The sequence below is a fragment of the Mycobacterium sp. 012931 genome (assembly GCF_000419295.1).
GTDB lineage: Bacteria > Actinomycetota > Actinomycetes > Mycobacteriales > Mycobacteriaceae > Mycobacterium > Mycobacterium marinum.
On record NZ_AOPX01000001.1, the window covers coordinates 2898166 to 2918958 of the forward strand.

Annotated in this window: 19 protein-coding genes and 1 pseudogene; 7 read left to right on the top strand and 13 right to left on the bottom strand. The window is 64.8% G+C overall.

Annotation, left to right across the window (positions count from 1 at the left end; all coding sequences use genetic code 11):
* Nucleotides 1-422: 422 nt before the first annotated feature.
* Nucleotides 423-761, top strand: coding sequence for a hypothetical protein (locus MMSP_RS12850; protein ID WP_020786948.1), 339 nt, complete (start codon nt 423-425; stop codon nt 759-761).
* Here MMSP_RS12850 and MMSP_RS12855 read toward each other — a convergent pair.
* The 7 genes from MMSP_RS12855 to MMSP_RS28425 all read right to left on the bottom strand — a co-directional run bounded on the left by MMSP_RS12855 (nt 755) and on the right by MMSP_RS28425 (nt 7486).
* Nucleotides 755-1489 carry a hypothetical protein gene (locus tag MMSP_RS12855; protein WP_015356320.1) on the bottom strand — a complete coding sequence of 245 codons (735 nt, stop codon included), beginning with the start codon at nt 1487-1489 and terminating at the stop codon, nt 755-757. The two genes, MMSP_RS12850 and MMSP_RS12855, sit on opposite strands and share 7 nt — an antisense overlap.
* Entirely contained in the window at nt 1486-2352 is an 867-nt protein-coding gene (locus MMSP_RS12860) for a TIGR03619 family F420-dependent LLM class oxidoreductase (protein WP_020786949.1), read from the bottom strand. The genes MMSP_RS12855 and MMSP_RS12860 overlap by 4 nt, the downstream gene beginning before the upstream one ends.
* Before the next feature lie 83 nt (nt 2353-2435).
* Nucleotides 2436-3962 carry an FAD-dependent monooxygenase gene (locus tag MMSP_RS12865; RefSeq protein ID WP_015356318.1) on the bottom strand — a complete coding sequence of 509 codons (1527 nt, stop codon included), beginning with the start codon at nt 3960-3962 and terminating at the stop codon, nt 2436-2438.
* A complete protein-coding gene (locus MMSP_RS12870) occupies nt 3955-4605 on the bottom strand; it encodes a TetR family transcriptional regulator (protein WP_020786951.1) in 651 nt (216 codons plus the stop codon). The genes MMSP_RS12865 and MMSP_RS12870 overlap by 8 nt, the downstream gene beginning before the upstream one ends.
* A gap of 62 nt (nt 4606-4667) precedes the next feature.
* Nucleotides 4668-6260, bottom strand: coding sequence for a Na+/H+ antiporter (locus MMSP_RS12875; protein WP_020786952.1), 1593 nt, complete (start codon nt 6258-6260; stop codon nt 4668-4670).
* A gap of 95 nt (nt 6261-6355) precedes the next feature.
* Nucleotides 6356-7054, bottom strand: coding sequence for a hypothetical protein (locus MMSP_RS28420; protein WP_020786953.1), 699 nt, complete (start codon nt 7052-7054; stop codon nt 6356-6358).
* A gap of 48 nt (nt 7055-7102) precedes the next feature.
* On the bottom strand, nt 7103-7486 hold the full coding sequence (locus MMSP_RS28425; protein WP_020786954.1) for a DUF5685 family protein: 384 nt from the start codon (nt 7484-7486) through the stop codon (nt 7103-7105).
* Between the two features lie 445 nt (nt 7487-7931).
* Between MMSP_RS28425 and MMSP_RS12885 the strand changes: the two genes are divergently transcribed.
* Both MMSP_RS12885 and MMSP_RS12890 read left to right on the top strand, forming a co-directional pair.
* Entirely contained in the window at nt 7932-8372 is a 441-nt protein-coding gene (locus MMSP_RS12885) for a protease inhibitor I42 family protein (protein WP_012395075.1), read from the top strand.
* Between the two features lie 144 nt (nt 8373-8516).
* Nucleotides 8517-9209 carry a DsbA family protein gene (locus tag MMSP_RS12890; protein WP_012395074.1) on the top strand — a complete coding sequence of 231 codons (693 nt, stop codon included), beginning with the start codon at nt 8517-8519 and terminating at the stop codon, nt 9207-9209.
* Nucleotides 9210-9214: 5 nt separating this feature from the next.
* On the opposite strand, the gene MMSP_RS12895 is transcribed toward MMSP_RS12890, so the two are convergent.
* The 5 genes and pseudogenes from MMSP_RS12895 to MMSP_RS12910 form a co-directional block, all read right to left on the bottom strand.
* Complete coding sequence (locus MMSP_RS12895; protein ID WP_012395073.1) at nt 9215-10363, bottom strand: acyl-CoA dehydrogenase; 1149 nt, start codon at nt 10361-10363, stop codon at nt 9215-9217.
* Between the two features lie 80 nt (nt 10364-10443).
* Complete coding sequence (locus MMSP_RS29820) at nt 10444-11082, bottom strand: WS/DGAT domain-containing protein (RefSeq protein WP_369797352.1); 639 nt, start codon at nt 11080-11082, stop codon at nt 10444-10446.
* Nucleotides 11077-11756, bottom strand: a pseudogene (locus MMSP_RS29825) (wax ester/triacylglycerol synthase family O-acyltransferase); the annotation flags it as partial. The gene MMSP_RS29820 and the pseudogene MMSP_RS29825, both read right to left, overlap by 6 nt.
* 215 nt (nt 11757-11971) lie before the next feature.
* Nucleotides 11972-12973, bottom strand: coding sequence for a tocopherol cyclase family protein (locus MMSP_RS12905; protein WP_020786957.1), 1002 nt, complete (start codon nt 12971-12973; stop codon nt 11972-11974).
* Nucleotides 12970-14229 carry an alpha/beta hydrolase gene (locus MMSP_RS12910; protein ID WP_020786958.1) on the bottom strand — a complete coding sequence of 420 codons (1260 nt, stop codon included), beginning with the start codon at nt 14227-14229 and terminating at the stop codon, nt 12970-12972. Before MMSP_RS12910 ends, MMSP_RS12905 begins: the two co-directional genes overlap by 4 nt.
* Nucleotides 14230-14330: 101 nt before the next feature.
* On the opposite strand from MMSP_RS12910, the gene MMSP_RS12915 reads away from it, so the two are divergent.
* From MMSP_RS12915 to MMSP_RS12925, 3 genes are all read left to right on the top strand, one after another.
* Entirely contained in the window at nt 14331-14705 is a 375-nt protein-coding gene (locus tag MMSP_RS12915) for a ClpX C4-type zinc finger protein (protein WP_020786959.1), read from the top strand.
* A gap of 435 nt (nt 14706-15140) precedes the next feature.
* A complete protein-coding gene (locus MMSP_RS12920; protein WP_036427250.1) occupies nt 15141-16790 on the top strand; it encodes a PE-PPE domain-containing protein in 1650 nt (549 codons plus the stop codon).
* Nucleotides 16791-17080: 290 nt separating this feature from the next.
* Complete coding sequence (locus MMSP_RS12925; RefSeq protein ID WP_020786961.1) at nt 17081-17899, top strand: 1-acyl-sn-glycerol-3-phosphate acyltransferase; 819 nt, start codon at nt 17081-17083, stop codon at nt 17897-17899.
* Between the two features lie 8 nt (nt 17900-17907).
* On the opposite strand, the gene MMSP_RS12930 is transcribed toward MMSP_RS12925, so the two are convergent.
* Nucleotides 17908-19140 (bottom strand): S9 family peptidase, encoded by a 1233-nt coding sequence (locus tag MMSP_RS12930; RefSeq protein WP_020786962.1) that lies wholly within the window; start codon nt 19138-19140, stop codon nt 17908-17910.
* 284 nt (nt 19141-19424) lie between these two features.
* Between MMSP_RS12930 and MMSP_RS29345 the strand changes: the two genes are divergently transcribed.
* Nucleotides 19425-20786, top strand: a complete 1362-nt coding sequence (locus tag MMSP_RS29345; protein WP_020786963.1) for a PE family protein — start codon at nt 19425-19427, stop codon at nt 20784-20786.
* Nucleotides 20787-20793 lie beyond the last annotated feature (7 nt).

The window sequence follows — 20793 nt, forward strand, 5'->3', positions numbered from 1 at the left end:
TGGGCTCATCTGAGTCCTATCGTAAAGCTCCATTCCAGAATAGTTCAGAGCTGTGTCAAACCTGTGTACACGGCGGGCCCATTCTGTCGATCACTGGAGTCCATGTCCACATAATTGACAAATAGGCATGATTTGACGCCCGCGTCTTTTGGCCTCCCGCGGAAATCTGAACCGCCGCAGCGTTTAACATCGTTGCACGGGGCTCGATGCGAGACGTTGGTCACAGTCCAATTGGGTGAAAGCCCTGGTGGCGCACCAGAAAGTGGGCGAACAAGGTGGCGGCCCGGTGGTTCGACAAACGACGAGTTCTTGCGGCCTGGGCCCTGGGCTGCGTCGTGCTGTCGTTGCTCACTGCCCCGGCGGTCAAGGCGGTACCTAACACGCAGTGCACATTGACAACATCCGTACAGGAAGTGCACAGCATGAGGGAATTGCCACCCGCTCTGCTGCAAATGCTTCCGCCTATCGCCGATGTCGGAGAGCCGTTCAACAGCACAGATTCGGTCGAGGACCCCGCTCTGCCCTTCCGTCGATTGATTCGGGCCGGCCACCGCGACGTCGACTGGTTTGTCTGGTACGAGCACGGAGGTCTCGGCTATTTCTGGCAGGCGGTGGTGGCACACGTTGAATCGGGTGCCCCGATCAGTACCTTGGCAAATGCCGGAACCGTCTCTGACCTGCTCTGCGCCTTGACCGACGCGGTGTTCGCCGGCAAAGTCCCGCCCTACCCGCCTGGCACGTGGGCTGCGTTTGGCTATTGAGGCCACACTTCCCAGGTGACCATCGTACGCATCGGTCCGGCGAACACCGGTTGCACCGCTCCTGATCGCCAGCGCTCTTCGGCGATCGGCGCCAGCGCGTTGGTTGCGGTCAGCGGATCCCCGTCGAGGTACACGACGGTGATGTATTGCGGGCCGGGATACCAGCCGCGTGGCAACGGATTCCACGCGGTGCTCGAGCCGAAGGTCCAAGCTCCCGCAACGCCAGGGCTGGCCAGCAGCGCCGGGTAGTGTTCGGCGTGCAGCCATTGCAGCCACGTATCGGGGCGGGTGCCAGTAGGTTCCTCGACGATCAGCACTATCCCGCGGTGTGGCCGAAACGGCACGACCTCCGCAGAGATAAGCGCGCTCGGTGCGGAGTGCCGATGCAGCAAGCGCACACCGCTCACCCGCAATAGCGGTCGCTTGACGGGGAAGCGGCCAGTGTCGGCCAGCGTGCGCCCCAGTGCCACAAAGTCGTCGAAGGTCTGCCGCACGGGTTCACCGACGAGGTAGTGCACCGCGTTGCAAATCTTGCCCAGCGGTCCGCGAGCGGCCAGCCGTGAGCTGAGGTAGTCTCCATCGGCGATCCAGCGCAGGCCGTGCACGATGCCGGGGAGCTGGTATTGCTCGGGCATGTGATCGAGCAGGTGCCAGCGCAGATAGTTGCCGTCATCGTCGGGCGGCGCGGCTGCGGTCAGGCTGAATATCCCCGCGGCGGTCCGGATCACGGTGAATCCAGCTCGGCCAGTGCGTGCAGGTTATCCAGGTACTGCTGCCGCGAGGAGTGCGCGAACGTGGCGCAGATGGTGGTGGCGCCGTGCGCGGCGAGGTCGGCGAGGAGGTGCCGGGTTCTTTCCGGGTCGCCGATCGGGTTCAACGGCTCTGGTGAACTGAGCACGACTTCGAATCCTGATCCAATATCGAAGCGGCTCAGCCAGTCCCGAACTTCGCCCAAGCTTATTCCGAAGGGAACCCACCCTTCGGCGAGGCTGGTGGCTCGCCGCAACGAACGCAGGGTGCGCCTTCCCACCCAGATGGGAAGGCGCTTCTGGACGGCACACGGGTCGACCACCATGTCGCGAAACGAATAGAACTCGCCGTGGTATCTGGGTTCGGGTACTGACAATGCGGCGCGCAGCGCGCGCAACGCGTCGTCGGCTCGCGCGCCCCGGTTTTCAAACGGCGCACCGATGAGGTCAAATTCTTCTTTGAGGCTACCGACGCCGACGCCGAGGATGAGCCTACCGTTGCTGACCGTGTCCAAGGTGCCGTAGCGCTTGGCGATCTCGAGCGGGTGGTGATAGCCGAGCACCAGGACGTTGGTAGCCAACCGGATTCGCTGGGTGCGGGCGGCGAGGTAACCCAACGTCGCCAGCGGATCCCAGTAGCGTGTCCCGCGGCGCCGTTTCTCCGCGGCTGGCAGCGCGATGTGCTCACTGCAGGTCAGATGGTAATAGCCCAACTTGTCTGCGGTTTCGGCGATCTGGGTCAGGTCTTCGATCGAGGCGGTCTTCTCCCAGGGGGCGCTGACCCCGGGTAGCAGTGTGACCACCGGTGTGGCAATGGACAGCTTCGCGGCTGCGGCGCTCATCGCGATTGATGCTAACAACCTCTTGGATGGGCGGGGTCGTCCCTGGCGGCTCGGTCTCGGCGAGCGGCGTCGCCGGGCGGAGGTCAGCCGCCCAGGTGCGAGCCGAACCAGCGTTGCAACGCGTCCCGCAGGCTGCCTCGGGCCCCGGTGTCGAATGCGTTTGCTGCCCAGGCGACATAGCCGTCGGGCCGGATCAGCATCGCGGCGGCCGGACGATCGGCGATCGAGGTGTGCACAATCTCGACGCGATCGGCCCAGCCCTGTGCCGCAGCCGCGGCGTCACCGTCTGCGAGGTCAATCAGTAGTGGACGAGCACCACACATCAGCTCATCGATACGTCGTCCATCATCGGTGGTCAGTACGGGAACCAGCCGCCCGGACAGCGGGTGCTCGTCGCCGACGGGGTAGATGAGGTCCGACCCGGCCAGCAGCGCCCCCATCTGTTTGGTGACTTCGGGAATGGTGAGCAGCTCGCCAAATAGCTCTCGCAGGGCGCCGACTTCGGGCCCGGGGGCCATCAGCGCGGTCTGGGCCAGCGAATGCATCATGACTCGAGCGCCCACCGGGTGACGTTCGGACTCGTAGGTGTCGAGCAAACCATCCGGGGCCCAGCCGTTGAGCTCGGCGGCAAGTTTCCATCCCAGGTTGAATGTGTCCTGTAGACCCAGGTTCAGGCCGGGGCCGCCCATCGGGCTGTGCACGTGAGCGGCGTCGCCTAGCAGCAATACCCGCCCGCGACGATATCGCTCCGCGTGTCGAGTGTTCTGTCCGTTGATGCGGCGCAGGGCGTGGGGGCCGGGGCCTTTGGGTCTTTTCAGGGGGATGTCGACGCCGAGCACCCGCTGCACGCTTTCGCGCAGTTCGGCCAACGACATCGGCCGCTCCTCGACGGGGGGACCGAACTCGATGGTCCCCAGCATGGACCGGCCCGGTTCAAACTCGGCAAAGATCACCCCACCACGGTCGAAACGGCTGTGCCCGAATGGAAGCCGACCGAATTCTGGAATCTCGACAGCACGGTCCGCGGTGCGGAACTCGTCGGGAAGCTGCACATGCGCCAGCCTGCCGACGGTGGCTGAGGTGCATCCGGGGAACTCGATGCCCAGCGTCTTTCGCACCAGGCTGCGGCCTCCGTCGGCGCCAATCAGGTACCGGGAGCTGATTTCGTAGCTGCGCTGTGGTGAGGACACCTCCGCCACAACGGATTGCGAGTCGCAGCGAAACCCGGTGAGTTCATCTCCCCAACGTAGGTCCACACCAAGAGCGCTAGCCCGCTGTTCTAGCAGTCGCACCAGTCTGGGCTGTGGCATCAGCATTGTGTAGAGGGAATTGTCGTTGAGGCCCAGGAAGCTCAGCGGCATGGCGGCGAACATCCAGCCCTGCGCCGGTTGTGGTGGACTGTCATCGCCGCTGAAACTCTGATAGAGGCCCCGCATGTCCAGCATCCGGACAACCTGCCCAACAAGACCATTGGCCTTTGGTTCGGCACTGGGTCCGGATAGCTTGTCGAGTACCACGGGCCGGATGCCGGCCAACGCGAGTTCGCAGGCCAGCATCAGCCCGTTTGGTCCGGCGCCGGAGATCACGACATCGGCCGCCACGTCAACCACGTTGTTCCCCCGGTTTGGCGGGTTCGGGCATTCCGGCGGCTACGGAGGCGAAACCCGCCCGGATCAACTCCGTGATGGCCACTGGTGGATCGGCCGTCGCGTAAGTATCCATTGCCGCGTCGCCGACCGCGCGCACCACTGCTACCACCAACCTTGGATACATGTCGTTCTCGGGGTCGGTGCCGGTGCGTTCGGCGATTGCGTCGCGCCAATCCTCCAACAGCTCGCGTGAGGCCCCTTCGCGAATTTGCGGGTTCATGAGCAATTTTCGGACTTCGGCAAGCTCACCACGGCTCGGGAGTCGGTCCTCGTCCGCCGTGGCTTCGTGGAGGTCGGCCTGCAGCGGTTCCAGTACGGCGTGCGCGATCGCGGTCCAGAGCGGTTCGCCGGCGGGGCGCTCTCGCAGCGCCGCGATGCTGCGTCGCATGCGTTCGGTTTGCCGGTAGGCCAGCGCCTCATATTTGCCTGTGAAGTAGTTATTGAAGGTGCGTAGCGACACCCCGGCCACATTGGCGATGTCTTCGCGGGTGACGTTCTCGAGCCCGCGTTCGAATGCCAGTGCCAGTGCTGCGTCGCTGAGCGCCCGTCTGGTGTCGGCCTTCTTGCGCTGGCGCAGACCTGTCGGCGGGTGATCGTCGGGCACGGCAAGAGCATAGTGGATAATTGCCCATCGGGCAAAATTGCCTGCCAGGAAATTATCTACGGTCAATCATGTTCGACGGGGTCGAGTAGCTGGACCTCTTCCAAGTCCATGTCGGCTTGCACTTCGCGCAACACGATGTCATCGATGAGGTTCTGGTTGCGCAGCGCCGTGATGGCGTGGCGTTGATGTTCGAGCACCCCAAGACGCACCCGTCGGACCAGATCGGTGCGCTGGGCGAGGTCGCTGGGCGCGGAATCGTCGCCGTTTTCCCGGATGATCGTGGCGCGCTCCTCGTATTCCTTGGTCAGCCGTTTCAACAGGTCCGGACTCACCCCGAGCTCGCTTGCGACGTCCGGCAGGACCTCGAGGGCGGCTTCGGCGCTGCGGGTTCGGGCCAGTTGAACTTCGTCGGCGTGCGCAACGTCCCCGGGTACTCGGGCCCACCGGACCACCGCGGGCAGCGAGCTGCCCTGGACCAGCACGGTCACCAATATGACGACGGATACGACAAAAATGATGAGGTTTCGATCCGGGAACGGGGCGCCGCTGTGGGTGGTCATGGGAACCGCGAGCGCGGCGGCGAGTGACACCGCACCGCGGAATCCAGCCCAGCTGGTGATGCAGCGCTGCCGAAAGCCGACGTGGCGGGTGTCCTTTTTCAGGAAGCGGTCCAGCGCGACCCCCAACACGGTGGTCACCTCCACCCAGACGATTCGGGTCGCGATGATCACGCCGGTGACAGCGAGTGCGATGAACGTGGCGCGCCGAAGTCCGCCGTCGACATTGGAGATGTGGTCTATCGCACCGGGGATCTGAACGCCGACGAACACCCACAAAGACCCGTTGATGAGGAAGGTGGTGATGTCCCAGAAGGCGTAGGACTGCATCCGCGACCGCGCCCGGATCACTCGCGGACCCGTGTAGGTGAGAACCAAAGCCGAGATCAGCACGGCGACGACACCGCTGCAGTGCATGGATTGGGCGAGCAAGAACGCCGCGAACGGCGTCAGCAGGCTCAGGGCTCCCTCCTCGAGCGGTGCATCGATTTTGCGGCGCAGCATTGTCACCAGTCCGCCGACCAGCAGCCCGGCAACAATGCCACCGAGGTAGGACACCACGAACCGGCCGGCCAGGGCGGCCGGTCCAAGCTGGGCGGAGCCCTCGGCGACCGCGACGGTCACGGCGAACAGGACTAGCGCGGTCCCGTCATTGATGAGGCTCTCGCCGCGTAACACGGTCAGGGCCCGGCGCGGCAGTCGTTTGGCCAGACCGGCCACGGCGGCGGCATCGGTGGGGGAGAGCACCGCACCGAGGACCGCGGCGGCGTGGGACTCCATGCCGAGCGCCCGCGCCGTCCACGACACGGCCACCGCGGTCGCGATCACCAGGCCGATGCTGAACATGATGACGATGCGCAGATTCCAGCGAAGTTCGCGGAAACTGGTGTTCAGGCTCTCCCAGTACAGGATCGCGGGCAAGAACAGCAGCAGGACGATCTCGCCGTCGATCTGGACATCTCCGAAACGAGGGACCAGGCCCAGCAGCGCGCCCAGCAGAATGAGCAGCACCGGGGGGCCTACGCGATAGCGGCGTCCCAGGACGGTGCCAATGACCACGGTGGCCACCAGCGCGACGATGACGACAAGCTCAAACACCAGACCATCCTCGCGTACGCACCAGGTGCTCGCTCAGGCGCCGGGCGGGTGATCGCTGTCGGCGCAGCGGTCAGGCGGATTGGCGGGTGGTCGCGCTATGAGCAGTCGCAGCAGTCTCCGCAGTCGCAGCAATCACCGCAATCACCGCAATCGCAGCAACAGTCGTCGTCGCAGCAGCCCTCGCAGCAATCACAGGTGCAGTCACAGCAGCGGTCTTCGGTGCAGGTGTTCCAGCACCCCCGCTTGGGGCTTTGGTCGGGGTTGGGTGCAGGCTCGCCTGGTAGTCCGGGGTAGGGGCCGGCGCTCATCGGCTGGGCGCCGAAGTTGATCGGTTCCTGCCGACCGTGCGGCGTCGCTTTGTACCCCGGGTATCCGAGCTGGCTGAACGTGCGCGATACGCTGTGGCGCACCTCCCGGGTCAACAGCCGCCGGGCCAGCCTTCCGTCGGTGAAGTCCACGTCGGCCAGCGCGAGTTCGATACCCAGCAGCGCGTCGTCACAAAGGGGGCGGACCGCTGCGATGGATGTTGCGGTCGCGGTCAGCGGATTCCACTTTCCCCGCGCCAGGTCGTCGTGGTAGTCGGCGACGGCGTCCAGCAGGTGTGCGATCCGTCCGAAGAGGCGGCCGATCTCGCGCAGCGGAGCTTGGTTGGCGGGGCGCTGCGCCAACACCGCGGTGTGCTCGAATGCCGCGGCGACCGCCGTCTCGGTGGGCTCGGTCACCAGTAACAGTGAGCTGCCCGCAACGGCGTTGGCCTCCAGATCGGCCTGTCGGTCCATCGCGGCGACCAGCACGTTGGTGTCGAAGCCCAGCGCGTTCCCGGCATCCGTGCCCTGGCGGACTCATCGCTGCGCGATGCGCCGCGCCGTGGGTCGTATCGGTGCCGCACCAACAACGCCGTCTCGGTCCTCGATGTGGTCGCGCACTCGCGCTGCGGCCAGCGCCAACGAGACCACGGCGGCCAGTCGCGCACATTCGCCGGTCGCGACGTCGGCCCGGCGCATCCCGCGCAACGGGCAAGGTCCGGCCGTTCGCCGGGTCGCAGGCGTCATGGACTGCGCTTCGACCAGTACGGATACCACCAACCCGTCGTAGTTGGTGGCGATCCGTGCGGCCTGACCGTAGTCGTCACGCAGCGCCAGGCACAGCCCGCACAACTGGGCGCGCCAGGCGGCCGTGAGTTCTCGGCCTAGCCGATGGCGGCAGGGCCGGATGATGCCAAACACGGATCGAAACTACCGGAGCAGGCGCCGTGCGTCCGGGTAAACGTAGCGCCCGCCGCGCCGGAGTTGGCCGCCCTGGGAAACGGCTGCCGGCCAGCACGAACTCCATCGTGAGAACGCGGGGTGCGATTGGCGGCGCCGGCTGGTGTGCGGTGTTTTCGCCTTGCTGTGAAAGTTGTTTGTGGCCAGTGCAATACACCAAGCAATGTCTGAAACCCCGCTAGCCCAGGTGCCGGTGTCTGTGCCGGAGCCAAAGGGTGGGATCGTGGGCCGATCCTGACTGGCGGCGAAATCGATTCCGGGCGTTGATAGTCCCGCGGTTGATCTTGGAGCACGCCGTTGCCCGCCTCGGCCGATACAAACACTGCGGCGGCGCACGCAGCGTGCTTTCGCCGCACCGGGAGCACCGGGGGACTAAGCTGCGAACCCGGATCGAAGGGTGGTGTAGATGAACTTCAAGCTCATGGTGACCGTTGCGATGCTCATTCTCTCGGTGGTGATGGGCAGCACCGGCTGCTCGCATCGCGGTCGGTCGCCGGCTACCAAGACCATCGACGTTTCGATGGATGAGGTGTTGAAGCAGAGCAGCATCGAGCGTGACATCACGCTCTCGGTCGGCGACACACTCCTGGTGACCCTGGGATCCAACTACACCACGCCCTACCGCTGGACCGAAGACGCGACGATCGGAGATCCCACCGTGCTGAATCAGATCAGTCATCGGTATGTCCGGCCGGATACCGACGTGATCGGAGCGCCTGGAACCGAAGTGTGGACATTCACGGCGCTCAAGCCCGGCACAACCACGATCACCACCGGCTATGCCAGTTTCGTAGGCAGCGACAACACTCCGACGTGTACCTTCACCGCGAAGGTGACCGTGAAGTAGTCGCCGCCGCGGCGCTGCGTTGGTGCGTGCGCGCCTACCCGCACCAATGTGTCCTCGCTAAGCTGGGCAGCAGCGTCGAGTCGCGAACCGCAACCGGTGGCAGGACCCATGGTCGCGAGTTTCCCGCTGGAAAGGTCAAGCGTGATGAACACCGTTGTGGATTTCCACTTTGACCCGATGTGTCCGTTCGCCTACCAGACTTCGGTCTGGATTCGCGATGTCCGGGCGCAGTTGGGAATCACCATCAATTGGCGGTTCTTCAGCTTGGAAGAGATCAACCGGGCAGAAGGCAAGAAGCACCCCTGGGAGCGGGACTGGTCCTACGGCTGGTCGCTGATGCGGATCGGCGCACTGCTGCGCCGATCGGACATGTCGTTGCTGGACCAGTGGTATGAGGCGATCGGGCACGAATTGCACGTGCTCGGTGGTAAGCCACACGATCCCGCGGTGGCGCGACGCCTGCTTGGTGACATCGGCGTGGAGGCGGCGGTTGTCGATGCAGCGCTTGATGATCCGAGCACCCACGACGAGATCCGTGCCGAGCATCAGCGAGTGGTCGACGCCAATGGATACGGCGTGCCGACGCTCTTCATGGACGGGCAATGCTTGTTTGGGCCGGTGCTGGTAGACCCTCCGACCGGCGCTGACGCCCTGAAACTGTGGAATGTGGTCAGCGGGATGGCCGAGCTGCCGCACGTCTACGAACTGCAGCGGCCGAAGTCGGCGGCCGATGCCGAGCTCATCGGGCAGAGTCTGCGCCCGTACCTTGATGGGCGCGATTGGGTCAGCATCAACCGCGGCAAAGTCATCGATGTCGATCGCCTGGCCGGACGCTAGGCCACTCACACCATAGCGACGGGGGAGATCTTGCGCCCGATCGCCAAGGCGCCGGCCAGTTCTCGGCTGACGTCGTAGTCGAAGACGACGTGTCCGCTGATCACGTCAACGTCGCGTTTGGCTCGCTGCAGAGGGTTGTTCAGGAAATGTGCGCTGGCACCCGACGCTTCAAGTAACTCGCCGATCACCGCACGTGATTCGTGCACGATGTGGGCGGCCGCCAGGCGGGCATCGGCGCGGACCGGACGCGGTACCCGGTCTCCGGTCGCGAGGATGTCTTCGATTCGCCCGACGGTGTCGGCCAGCAGACCGTGCAATGCCCGCAGCCGGACCCGGGCTTCGCCCACTCGGACTTGCGCGGCGGGTTTGTCCTGTTGTTTGGCGCCTTCGTAGGCCAGGATCCGCTCGCCCAGCCGCGCGGTGAAGACGTCCGCGACGTGCTCGGCCGCTCCCAGCGCGGGCATGGCAGCGACCAGAGCGAGGGCGGGCACCAACGGCCAACGGTATGCCGGCGCTTCGTGCACCTTCGAGCCTGGCGTGGTGCCAGCGTAGATATCAGTGACCTTGATCAGCCGGTAGGTGGGTACGAAGACGTCCTCGATGACGACGTCGTTGGACCCGGTGGCCCGCATCCCGTCGGTGTGCCACACGTCGATGATCCGAATGTCGTTGGCGGGCAACAGTGCCAGGGCGGGATAGATCGCATCGTCGGAACCGCACAACGTGCCGACGATGATCCAATTGCCGTCCATCACGCCGGTTGCCCATGACCAGCGTCCGCTCAACCGGACGCCCCCGTCGGCGGGTAGGCCGCGGCCGGTGGGCGCCAACGGCGCCGGGGCAAGAAATGGTGTCGTGGTGAAGCCCTCACTTTGTGCCCGCTCGTCGAAGAGGGCCAGCATCCAGTTGTGCAAGGCGTAAAACGCCGCGGTCCAGGCAGTTGAGGCACACCCGTGCGCCATCCGGCGCACCGGGTCGAAAATTGCGCTGAACTCGGCCTGCTGCCCGCCGTAGCGGGCCGGTTTGAGCAAGTCGGGGAACCCGGACGCGGTCAGTTCGGTGACGGTGGCCGCGGGCAAGCGCCGAAGTTTTTCGGCCTCGTGTGCACGCTGTGCGAGGCTGTGCACAAATGTGTCGGTAATGCCGGCCGTCATGAGTCCACCATACCGTTCTATATGGCAATCCAAGGTCGGGGACGGCAATGTCGCGCTGGCAGGAGCTTTCGGGTATCCGGCTAGGCGGTGGTTGTTGCGGTCTCGAGTTCGTCGAACGCCTCGCCGGTGTAGCGCGCCAGTCGTTGCAGATGCGGCAGGGTGTCGCGGCAACCGAGGAATCCGAGCACGACCTTGTCGGTATAGTCGACCAGCGTCACATTGAGGCCGTAGCCATCGCACAGGAACGACATGGGAACGATGACGTCCAGCTTGGCGCCGGAAAGGTACAACGGCTCCTTGGACAGCACCACGTTGGAGACGGTGAAGTTGAACAGGGGCGGGATGATGCCCAGCGCTCCGCTCTTTTGTCCCACCGCGATCGGCAGCAGGCCGAACACGGAGTAGTGCTGCAGGGCGTTGGGTGACAACGCCAGCAGTTCGGCTTTGCCCCGGCTGGTCGATGCCGAAATCGTGGTCAGCCGCTCGATCGGGTCTTCGATCGAGGTGCCTAGCTGGGTGACGAAACCTGACGCGGCATTGACCGTGTCGGCGTCACGTTCGAAGCCCACCGGCGCTGACACCGTGAGGTTGCTCTTCGGCAAGGCGCTCTGATCCCGCAGGTAGTGTCGGCACGCACCGCCGATCGAAGCCAAAACCACGTCGTTGATGGTGGTACCGGTCGCGCTGGACACCGCCTTGAGCCGGGGCAGGCTGAGCACCTGGACCGCCAGCCGGCGATGCCGGTTGATCCGGGTGTTAAACGGTGTGCCCGGGGTAGTGAGCGCCGCTCGTACCGAGCTGTTGGCGCCGCGTGCCATGCTGATGATCTTTCCGATCAGCTCGCTGACCGCCGAAACGCCCTCGACCGCACGCTTGGCCGTGGTGGCGGCGAACACGGTGGCCAGATCGTAATCATCGCCGAGCGGTTCCGGCTTGCCCGAACCCGGGGGGCGGTGGGATCGGTGGTTAGCCAGCTCTTGATCAGGTTGACCCCGCCCATGCCGTCGACCGCGCAGTGGTGGGCCTTGAAATAGATGGCGAACTGCTTGCCTTCCAGACCCTCGATGACGTGCAGTTCCCACAGTGGCTTGGTCATGTCCAGTGGCGTCGAGTGCAGTCGCTCCACCAGGGCGCCAAGATCGCGTGCGGTTCCGGGTTGGGGGAGTGCGGACATCCGGACGTGGTAACTCGGGTCGGGCTGCACCTGCTTCCAATAGGCCATGGAGGGGCCGCCGGCGATCACGCTGTCGAACGGAAAGGGGAGAAATGCCAGCTGTGAGACCGCCTCATAGAGGTCACGGATGAAGCCCCGCGGTGCATTCTTGGGCATGTCGAAGATTGCAAACGCCCCGATGTGCATCGGGGTGCGGGGCGCCTCCATCCGTGCGAACATCTGGTCCAGCGGGCTGAGTAGTTTCACGTGGCCCACCCTAGCGATTTCGGCTGCCAGTGGTTCGTGGTTGGCGCGATCGGATTACTGGCTTCGGGAGCTGCCGAAATGGCCGTTGGCCAGGCATCCCGTCCGCCGCGCAGTGGCTGTTCCGTGGTGCCGAATGAGTGAATGAATCCGCTTTTGCACCAGCCGTTTTGCCACGCAGCGTGCGGCTGTTAGCTCGGGCGGCTGCCGACCTCCAAACCTGCCAGCCCGCAGGTGCCGCCGAACACCACCCGGCCGAATTTGCGCACGACGCAATGGAGTCGCCCGGCAAGGTGCTCAAAGTCGGTGTCGACGTTGTGGCGTTGGGCTGGCACTGGCACGGGCAGCGTATGCGGACCGCTGCCGGCGCCTTCGCCCTCCAGCTCGATCTGGTAATGCAGTGAGAAGGCGCGCACCCGCCAGTGTCCGTCGGTGATCTGGGAACGCACTACCGCGGGGGGCGTCACGCGAATCACCTCGTCGCCGAGTCGCACCACCACTCCGGTGACATCCTGGCGGATTGGACCGAACTGAAGAAGGCCCCCAGAGAATGCGACCGAGGCGTCGGCGTTGTCGAAATCGTGCGCTTGACCCCACCACCAGTGTTCGGGAAAGCCGGTGCCCCAATTGCGTTCGCAGTAGAGCCGGGCCGAGTCGAATGACCAGGTTTCGCCATTGAACCCCACTGTGCCACTGGCATTCCCGCCGAGGCGGTAGGGATGCCAGTACTGGTTGAGGAACGGAATGGAAGAAAACAGTCCACCGCCCCCGAACGGCTTGGGCCATTCGACCGGATCACTGAAGTGTAGGTCTAGATGAACGTCGTCAATGTCGATGCGGAGTCGATCGGTGCCGGCCACCACCCGGGCCGTGTCGTCATCGCCGGCATGTACCGAGAACGGGGATGAGTCCGCGTTGGCGTCGTCCAAGGCGACGCTGCGCACAACATCACCGGGGTGCAGCGCCACCGCGACCGTGGCCCAGTCCCCGTCCGGGTGCTGGTTCACGCTGCACAGGGCGACAACCACGCGGCCAGAGGCGCGATCGGTGAGGCGCCAGAACCAGCCCTCCATTTCGCGCCCATGTGATGGCAACGGGTCACCGAAAGGCAGATCGGCGCCGGTGCTCCGATATGCGTCGACCAGTCGCTTGACGGCGCCTTCGGCCACCCAGCGCAGATATGTAGCCGTCATCGTTGTTGGCGTACGTAGGTCTCGGCCAGGAACTGCTCAACCGCAATGGCGGCATGCGCCGCGCGCGGGCCAAAGATGTCGAATGCGTGCTGGGTGAAGGGTAATTCGGCGTAGGCCACCGGCTGGGTGCTGACACCTTGCAGTGCGGTGACGAACGCGCGGGCCTGCTCGACCGGAACCAGTGAGTCGTTGCGGCCGTGCAGCACAAAAAACGGGGGTGCGTCGGCGCTCACATGATTGACCGGCGACGCTGTGATGAATGGCTGCAGGTTGGCCGATGGGCGCTGCTTGACCACCGATCGCACCAGCAGCCCGGGCATCATCGGATGCATCGCGTCGTCGAAACGGGTGAAGTCATAGACGCCGTAGAACGGCACGGCCGCCTGTACTCGGGTGTCGGCTTCCTCGAAGCCGGGCTGGAACTGCGGGTCGTTGGGGGTCAGTGCGGCCAGCGATGACAGATGGCCGCCGGCAGAACCGCCGGTGATGGCGATGAAGTCGGGGTCGCCCCCGTATTCGGCGATGTGCGCCTTGACCCAGGCCAGGGCGCGTTTGACGTCGATGATGTGGTCGGGCCAGGTATTGCGCGGGCTGTGCCGATAGTTGATCGCCACGCAGACCCAGCCCAGCTCGGCGAGATGGCTCATCAACGGATGGGCCTGCCCGCGCTTGTTTCCTGTCGTCCAGGCGCCGCCGGGGATTTGAAAAAGCACTGGCGCCTTGGCGCTGAGATCGAGGTCGGGACGCCGCCAGATGTCGAGATGGTTGGCGCTGCCGTATTCGCCGTAGGAGATGTTGGAGTCGTGCGCGTAGTCGCGATAGATGCGCAACATGCGCAGTGGCCCCGGGGCCTTGGCGGTGCCGGGACCGGCCGGACGGTGCCACAGTCCGGCCGAGCCGGCACGGCGATCGGTCCCCAGGCCACTGTCGAGGGCGTCCTTGAGCGTGATGTCGGCCCGGTGGCCTGCCCGATTGAAGTTCAACAACCCCAATGCCGAGATCCCTGCCACCAGCCACGAGATTGCCCGCACCGGGCGAGTGAGGCGTTGGGCAGTCAACAACAGCCCGCCGACCTGACTGGCCATAGTCTGCAACGGAAACTCCGTGACGACCAGGCCGAACATCCACGACCAAATCGACAGGAATCCCTTGCGTGCCAAGGGTTTATGCGCGTTCAGCGTGGACACCGCGGTGACTGCGGCTACTCCCAACGCTCCGAATTGGCGGATGATGTGGATGATCTGTGCGCGCCCCATGTTCCCACAATACTTAGTTCGGCTTCCCACTATCTTGTCAGGCGCTTCCCACTACCTGACGACGTATCGTGTAAGGAAGTTCCTGACGGAGTGGGAGTGTTGTGTTGAGTGCTCACCCAACGCCGGTTGCGCAGATCTGGTGTTCATTCTGCGCAAAGCCCGACACCGAGATCGACATGCTGGTGGCCGGGGCCGGGGTGCAGATCTGCAACGAGTGCGTGGCGACCGCCGCGGCGATCATGGACACGTATCGCGACAGACCGCATGAGGTTCGGCTGCCGATGTGGGAGTCGATGAATGATCAGCAGATGCTCAGTCACATCCCGCGAATTGCGGTGGTAGCTGGTCAGGTCGAGGCGGATTTGCGGGCCTGGGTCGCCGAGCTGCGTCGCCGTGGCGTGACGTGGTCGAGAGTTGGTGAAGCCCTTGGCGTCACCCGGCAGTCCGCGTGGGAGCGATTCTCGGTGCAGCGGTAGCAATACTGTGGGCGGACCGGCCGGCGCGTTGGGGTGTGGCTCGGTGCGACACCCGCGATATCCACGTCCGCGGAGTTCGTCGACGAAGCGCATCGCGCGTTCGGTGGTGGTGCGAACATGCCTTCGAGTACGGTGGCTCTCGGTCGCCGGGCGTTGTCCGTGGCCGACCCTCCGGGGCTCGCAATGCTCGTCCCGGCCGGGCGGAAATCTCGTCGCGACGATGGAAAAAGTTGGAAAGAAACGGTTTTCACGGTCTTCTTGGTGACTATATGCAATGTCGGCCACGAAGTGCCTGGCCGTTGACCACCCGAGACGTTTCCCAAATCCAGGACAGCGGGTGCGAGGCCGCCCTAGGCTCTGTGATCTACACCGCATCGATTGCCCAGGGTTGTTGGGCTTTGCTCAAGTGTCGGTCGCTGAGAAGGGGTGCAAACGGTGGCGTTCTTGGTTGCGGAGCCGCAGGTCATGGCGACGGCTGCCGGGCAGGTCGAGGAAATCGGGTCGGCGATCGGGGTGGCCAACGAGTTTGCCGCCGGCTCCATCTCGGGCGTTGCGGCCGCTGCCGGTGACGAGGTATCCGCCGCGATAGCCAGCTTCTTTGCGGCCCATGGTCAGGCCTATCAGACGATGGCCGGTCAGGTTGCGGCGTTCCATACCGAGTTCCAGCAGGCCTTGGCTCAAGCCGGAAATGCCTATGTGCAGGCGGAGGCGGCCGGGGCGGCAGCGCTTGCGGGTGCGCTGGGCGTCCCGGTGACATCGGCCGCGGCGCCCGCTGCCACGATCCCGCCATTCCCGGCAAATCTTACGACGCTGGTTATGGGGGGCACCGGAATTCCGATACCGGGTCCAGGGTTTATCAATCTCGCCAATGAACTCTACGTGCGTTCGGCCAATGCCCTGTTGGGGCTGAACACGCCCGAGGAACTGTATCCGCTGACCGGTACCAAGAGTCTTACTCTCGACGCCTCGGTAAGCGAGGGGTTGACCATTCTGGATAACGCGATCATGGAGCAGCTTGCGATTCCCGGTAATACCGTCACGGTGTTCGGGGTTTCGCAGAGTGCGGTGATCGCTTCTTTGGAAATGCAGAAACTGGCGGCTCTGGGACCGGCCGCGCCAACCGCGTCTCAGCTGAACTTCGTGCTGTTGGGCAACGAGATGAACCCGAACGGCGGATTGCTGGCCCGGTTCCCGGACCTGTCGATCCCGAGCCTGGGGCTGACCTTCTACGGCGGAACGCCGCCGGACACTATTTACCCGACCGCGAATTACACGCTGGAATACGATGGCTTTGCCGACTTCCCGCGTTATCCGCTAAATTTTATTTCCGATCTCAATGCGGTCATGGACATTGTGTATGTGCATCCAACTTATTTGGATCTCACCCAAGCTCAGGTCGATAATGCGATTCCATTGGCGACCTCCCCAGGCTACTCGGGCGTCACCAGTTACTGCATTCTTCCGACGGAAAACTTGCCACTTCTGGAGCCGCTACGTGCGATCCCGGTCATCGGGAACCCCTTGGCGAACTTGATCCAGCCGGACCTGAAAGTGCTCGTCAACCTCGGCTATGGCGACCCCGCCTACGGTTATTCCACGAGCCCCGCCGACATTACGACGCCGTTCGGCTTGTTCCCCGATGTGCCGCCACACGTCATCGCCGACGCGCTGGTGGCGGGAACGAAGCAGGGCATTAGCGACTTCTCGGCCGATATTCAGCAAATGTTCTCGCAGCCGGCCACGCTGCCATCACCGCCGATGCTGCAAGCGCCGGACCTCATGGCCGCGCTCGCGGCGGCCCCCACTCCGGTAGAGGTCGTCAACACGCTGACCAAGATTGTCTCCGACGACTACGCAACTCTGCTTCCGTTGGCAGACATCGGCACGGCCTTCGTCATCACGATGCCCACTTATGACGCCACCCTCTTTGTCGATCAACTCCTGCAGGGCAACCTCATCAATGCGTTCGGATATCCCATCGCGGCCGACGTGGGACTGACCGCGATCTCGGGTGGAGTAGTCGCCCTGGTCGCCATCGGAACTCTCCAAAGCAACATCAGAGATCTGCAGAGTCTCTTTCCCTAGCTCGATCGGTCTGGCTGGGTGATCGGCGAGGGCGATCGATCTGGAAGTCAGTCGATGACGAGCGGATCCGCAGCCGCGTCCCGTGCGTTGCAATGGTGACCGGCCGGGCCGAGACGTACTTACGGGTCTGGGCTTTGGGAACTCCGCCAGGTGCGTGATGTGGTGGAGAGCTGTTGAGGCGCTTGTCATCACCTGGAATTCCGAGGGCCGCTGATTTCGCTGCAACACAGCGCTACGGTGCCCCTGGGGCGGCGTAGCATCAAAGCCGGCACCCGTGAGCTAGGCATGACATGAGCAAAACCCGGAGCAATACCACCGACATCGACAAGTGGGATCGCGCCCTCATCGCGCATGTCATCGCCCTGACCAGGCCGATTGTCAAGCGCTATTTCCGTTCCGAGGTGCGTGGCCTGGACAACATCCCGCCCGGTGCGTCCCTGCTGGTGTCGAACCATTCCGGTGGCCTGGTTTCGTTTGATCTGTCGGTTTTTGCCGTCGGCTACTACGACCAGTACGGCTACGAGCGCCCGTTGTTCGCGCTTGGCTTTGACACCTTGTTCGCCGGGCCCGCCGCGGAGTTCTTCAACCGCACCGGGGTGATCCGCGCGACGCGGGCCAACGCGGCCGCGGCGTTGGCGTCGGGTGCGGTAGTGCTGGTCTTTCCGGGCGGAGACCTTGACGTGTATCGACCGACCTTGCGCGAGAACGTCATTGACTTCGGCGGTCGGACCGGTTACGCGGCCACCGCTATCGAGGCAAAGGTGCCGATCGTTCCCGCGGTGTCCATCGGCGGGCAGGAAGGCCAGTTGTTCTTGACCCGGGGCAGGCGCGTCGCGCGTGCGCTGCGGCTCACCAGGCTGGAACGCAAGCTGTTTCGCACCAACATCCTGCCGGTCACTTTCGGTATTCCGTTCGGGTTCAGCGTCGTGGCGCCGGTCAACGTGCCGCTGCCCACCAAGATCGTCACCGAGGTGTTGCCGCCGATCGACATCGTCACCGAGTTCGGCGATCACCCCGATGCCTCAGACGTCGACGCGCGGGTGCGTCAAGTTATGCAGCGCGGGCTGGACGCGTCGGCGTCCCAGCGTCACTTCCCGATTCTGGGCTAATGGCTGCGTCAGCGTCGGCGACGTAGCTGCGCCGGGTCCACCAACCCCGACTGAACCAGCGCGGCGTCGACGAACCGTTGAACCGGCTGGGAGCCAAAGAAGCCGGTGTGGCCGCCCTGATACCAATGAATCTCGGGCTTGCCCCAGTGCTCCCAGAGCCGGGCGACCTGGTCGCGAGGGTGAACCAACCGGTCGGCGACACCGGCGTAGATGAACCGGCCCGATTGCGGGGTACGTGGAGTCAGCGCCAACGGTGAGATCATCCGGCCGATGGGCTTGGCCGTGTTCATCGTCTGACGGAGCCGGCGATGCCCACTGATTCCGGCATGACCGCCAATCAGATCAACCACATCGACGGCCGGCACTCCCAGGATCGCGCACGTGAGCCCGTCGTCGAGGCTGGCGACCAGCGCGCTGAGCAGACCTCCGAGGGAAATCCCATTGAGCCCGATCATCGGGCCGGCCTGCTGTGAGCGAATCCAGGACAGCAGACGCCGCAAGTCCCACACGGCTTGGGCGGCGCCATGGACTGCATCGAGCACGTTCTCACTTGGGAACGCGGCGCCCTTGGGCCGACCCCGCGCCCGGGGGCCATGCAGCGGCAGCACCGGCAACACGACGTTAAGACCCAGATCCGAGTACAGGTGCCAGGCGTGAAACAGCATCAGATCGAGCGCGGCACGCCCCATCTCTGCGCCGTGCACGCAGATCAGCCAGGGACGGGGCCGACGGTGTTGCAGCATCAGGCCGTACACCCGCCGGTTTCCCGGGTAGCTGAGCCATCGCTCGCGGCCCGGTTCGCCGGGGTGGGGCTGGTACTCGCTGTCGAACGAGATGCGCTGGTAGGTGCGTCCCATGCTATGCACGCGTTTGACGGTGACATCGGCGAGCGGCGGGGGAGCCGCGAAGAATGCTTCGGGCCGGTCAAGCCAGCCGTGTTGGCGGTACATCTGCAGCGCCGCGAGCACCTCGCGATCGGTCTGTTCCAGCGTCGTTGTCGTGGGTGTGGGCCGCAGCATGCCGAAGCCGGCCAGCACGATCTCGTCTCGGAATGCCTGGGCGGCCAGTGCGAGTGTGGGTCTTGCCACCGGAAGTTCGCCAGGCTGGCGATCCAGGTACGTGCCCCAAGTTCGGGCGTAGAACCCACCGGTACGGGTGAGTGGGCCCAGCATCTGCTGCAGGGGACTGGCGTTGCCGCGGCTCGGGCGCGGCGAGGCGGCCGTTTGGTCGATGTCCTGCATCTGGCCTCTACTTCGTTGAACACGGCAGGGTACGGGAGTGGATATGGCCAGCCTAGCTGCGTTGACTCGAGTCGGCGCACGGCACAAGCCATGATCGCGCTCGCGCGTCACTTGCACATCGCCCGGGCAGTGCCCGGTCGCAGACATCATTTCCCAGTAACATTCTAGATGGTACGGTGCGTACCGCGCTGTCCGCCTATCCGGTATTCGCACGGCAGGAGGAACTTTGGCTCCGAGGGATGGGCAGTGGATGAGTGGACAACGATTCCCTTGGAGGATTTGCGATGCGATCTGTCGCGGTGGCGCCCCAGGCTCTGATGTCGGCGGCAATGGAACTACAACGAATCGGGTCTGTGCTGGTCGAAGCGAACACGGCGGCGGCGCCCACCACCGGTGTGCTGGGGGCTGGTGCCGATGAGGTGTCGTCGGCGATCGCGGCGTTGCTGGCCGGCCATGCCCAGGCGTATCAACGGCTAGGTGCTCAGGTCGCGATGTTTCATCAGCAGTTTATCCAGTCTTTGAACGTAGGCGCGGAGCTCTACGCGGCCGCTGAAGCGGCCAACGTTGCGCCTTTGCGGCAACTGGAGCAAGACGTGCTCAACGTGATTAACACGCCCACCCAATCACTACTGGGGCGGCCATTGATCGGCAATGGCAGCAACGCGACGGCCCCAGGGGGTAGCGGCGGTGACGGCGGGTTGTTGTGGGGCAACGGAGGAAGCGGTGCGGCCGGCGATGCCGCACACCTTGCCGGTGGTGCGGGCGGGGCCGCTGGACTTTTCGGCAATGGCGGTAATGGCGGCTCGGGTGTCGATGGAACCAGCGGCTCGGCTGGCGGGGCCGGCGGGTTGGGGGGCAACGGCGGGCTGCTGTACGGCAACGGAGGGGCAGGGGGTGATGGCGGTACCGCGGGTGCCAATCCCGCCAGCTTTGTGAGTGGGGGTGCCGGCGGGAATGGCGGCGCGGCTGGGATATTCGGCGGGATGGGTGGGCGCGGCGGCAATGGCGGAAGAGGTGGGGTTGATCCCGTCGGGGCTTTTGGGGGTGCCGGCGGGAATGGCGGTAATGGCGGTTCCGCCATGTTGTTCGGCGATGGCGGTTTTGGCGGGCACGGGGGCGGCGGTGCCACCAACAACCTCGGCAATGGCGAGTTCGGGGGATTCGGTGGATCTGGTGGCGATGGGGGCAATGGGGGCCTGCTCTGGGGTGGCGGCGGATCCGGGGGCGACGCAGGCAACGCCGGAGATGATGCCAGCTTGAAGGCATTCGGCGGTGCTGGCGGACTCGGTGGAAACGGCGGCGCGCCCGGGCTGTTCGGTGACGGCGGCGCCGGTGGGGCCGGCGGGACTGGTGGAAGTGGCGCCGATGGGGGCGATGCGGGCACCGGTGGCGCCGGAGGTCGTGGGGGGTGGCTGATCGGCAACGGTGCTGGTGGTGGCACTGGGGGGAGCGGAGGGGATGGGACAACAGAGGCTGGCCGCGGTGGAGATGGCGGAAACGGTGGTAGCGCCGGGCTGATCGGGAATGGTGGTGCCGGCGCCGTCGCCGGTGGTGGTGGAACTGGTCCAATCAGCCGGGGCCCCGGTGACCCCGGCGCCGGTGGTAGCGGCGGGCTGCTATTTGGCCGGCCCGGACCGAGCGGGTAACCGGCGC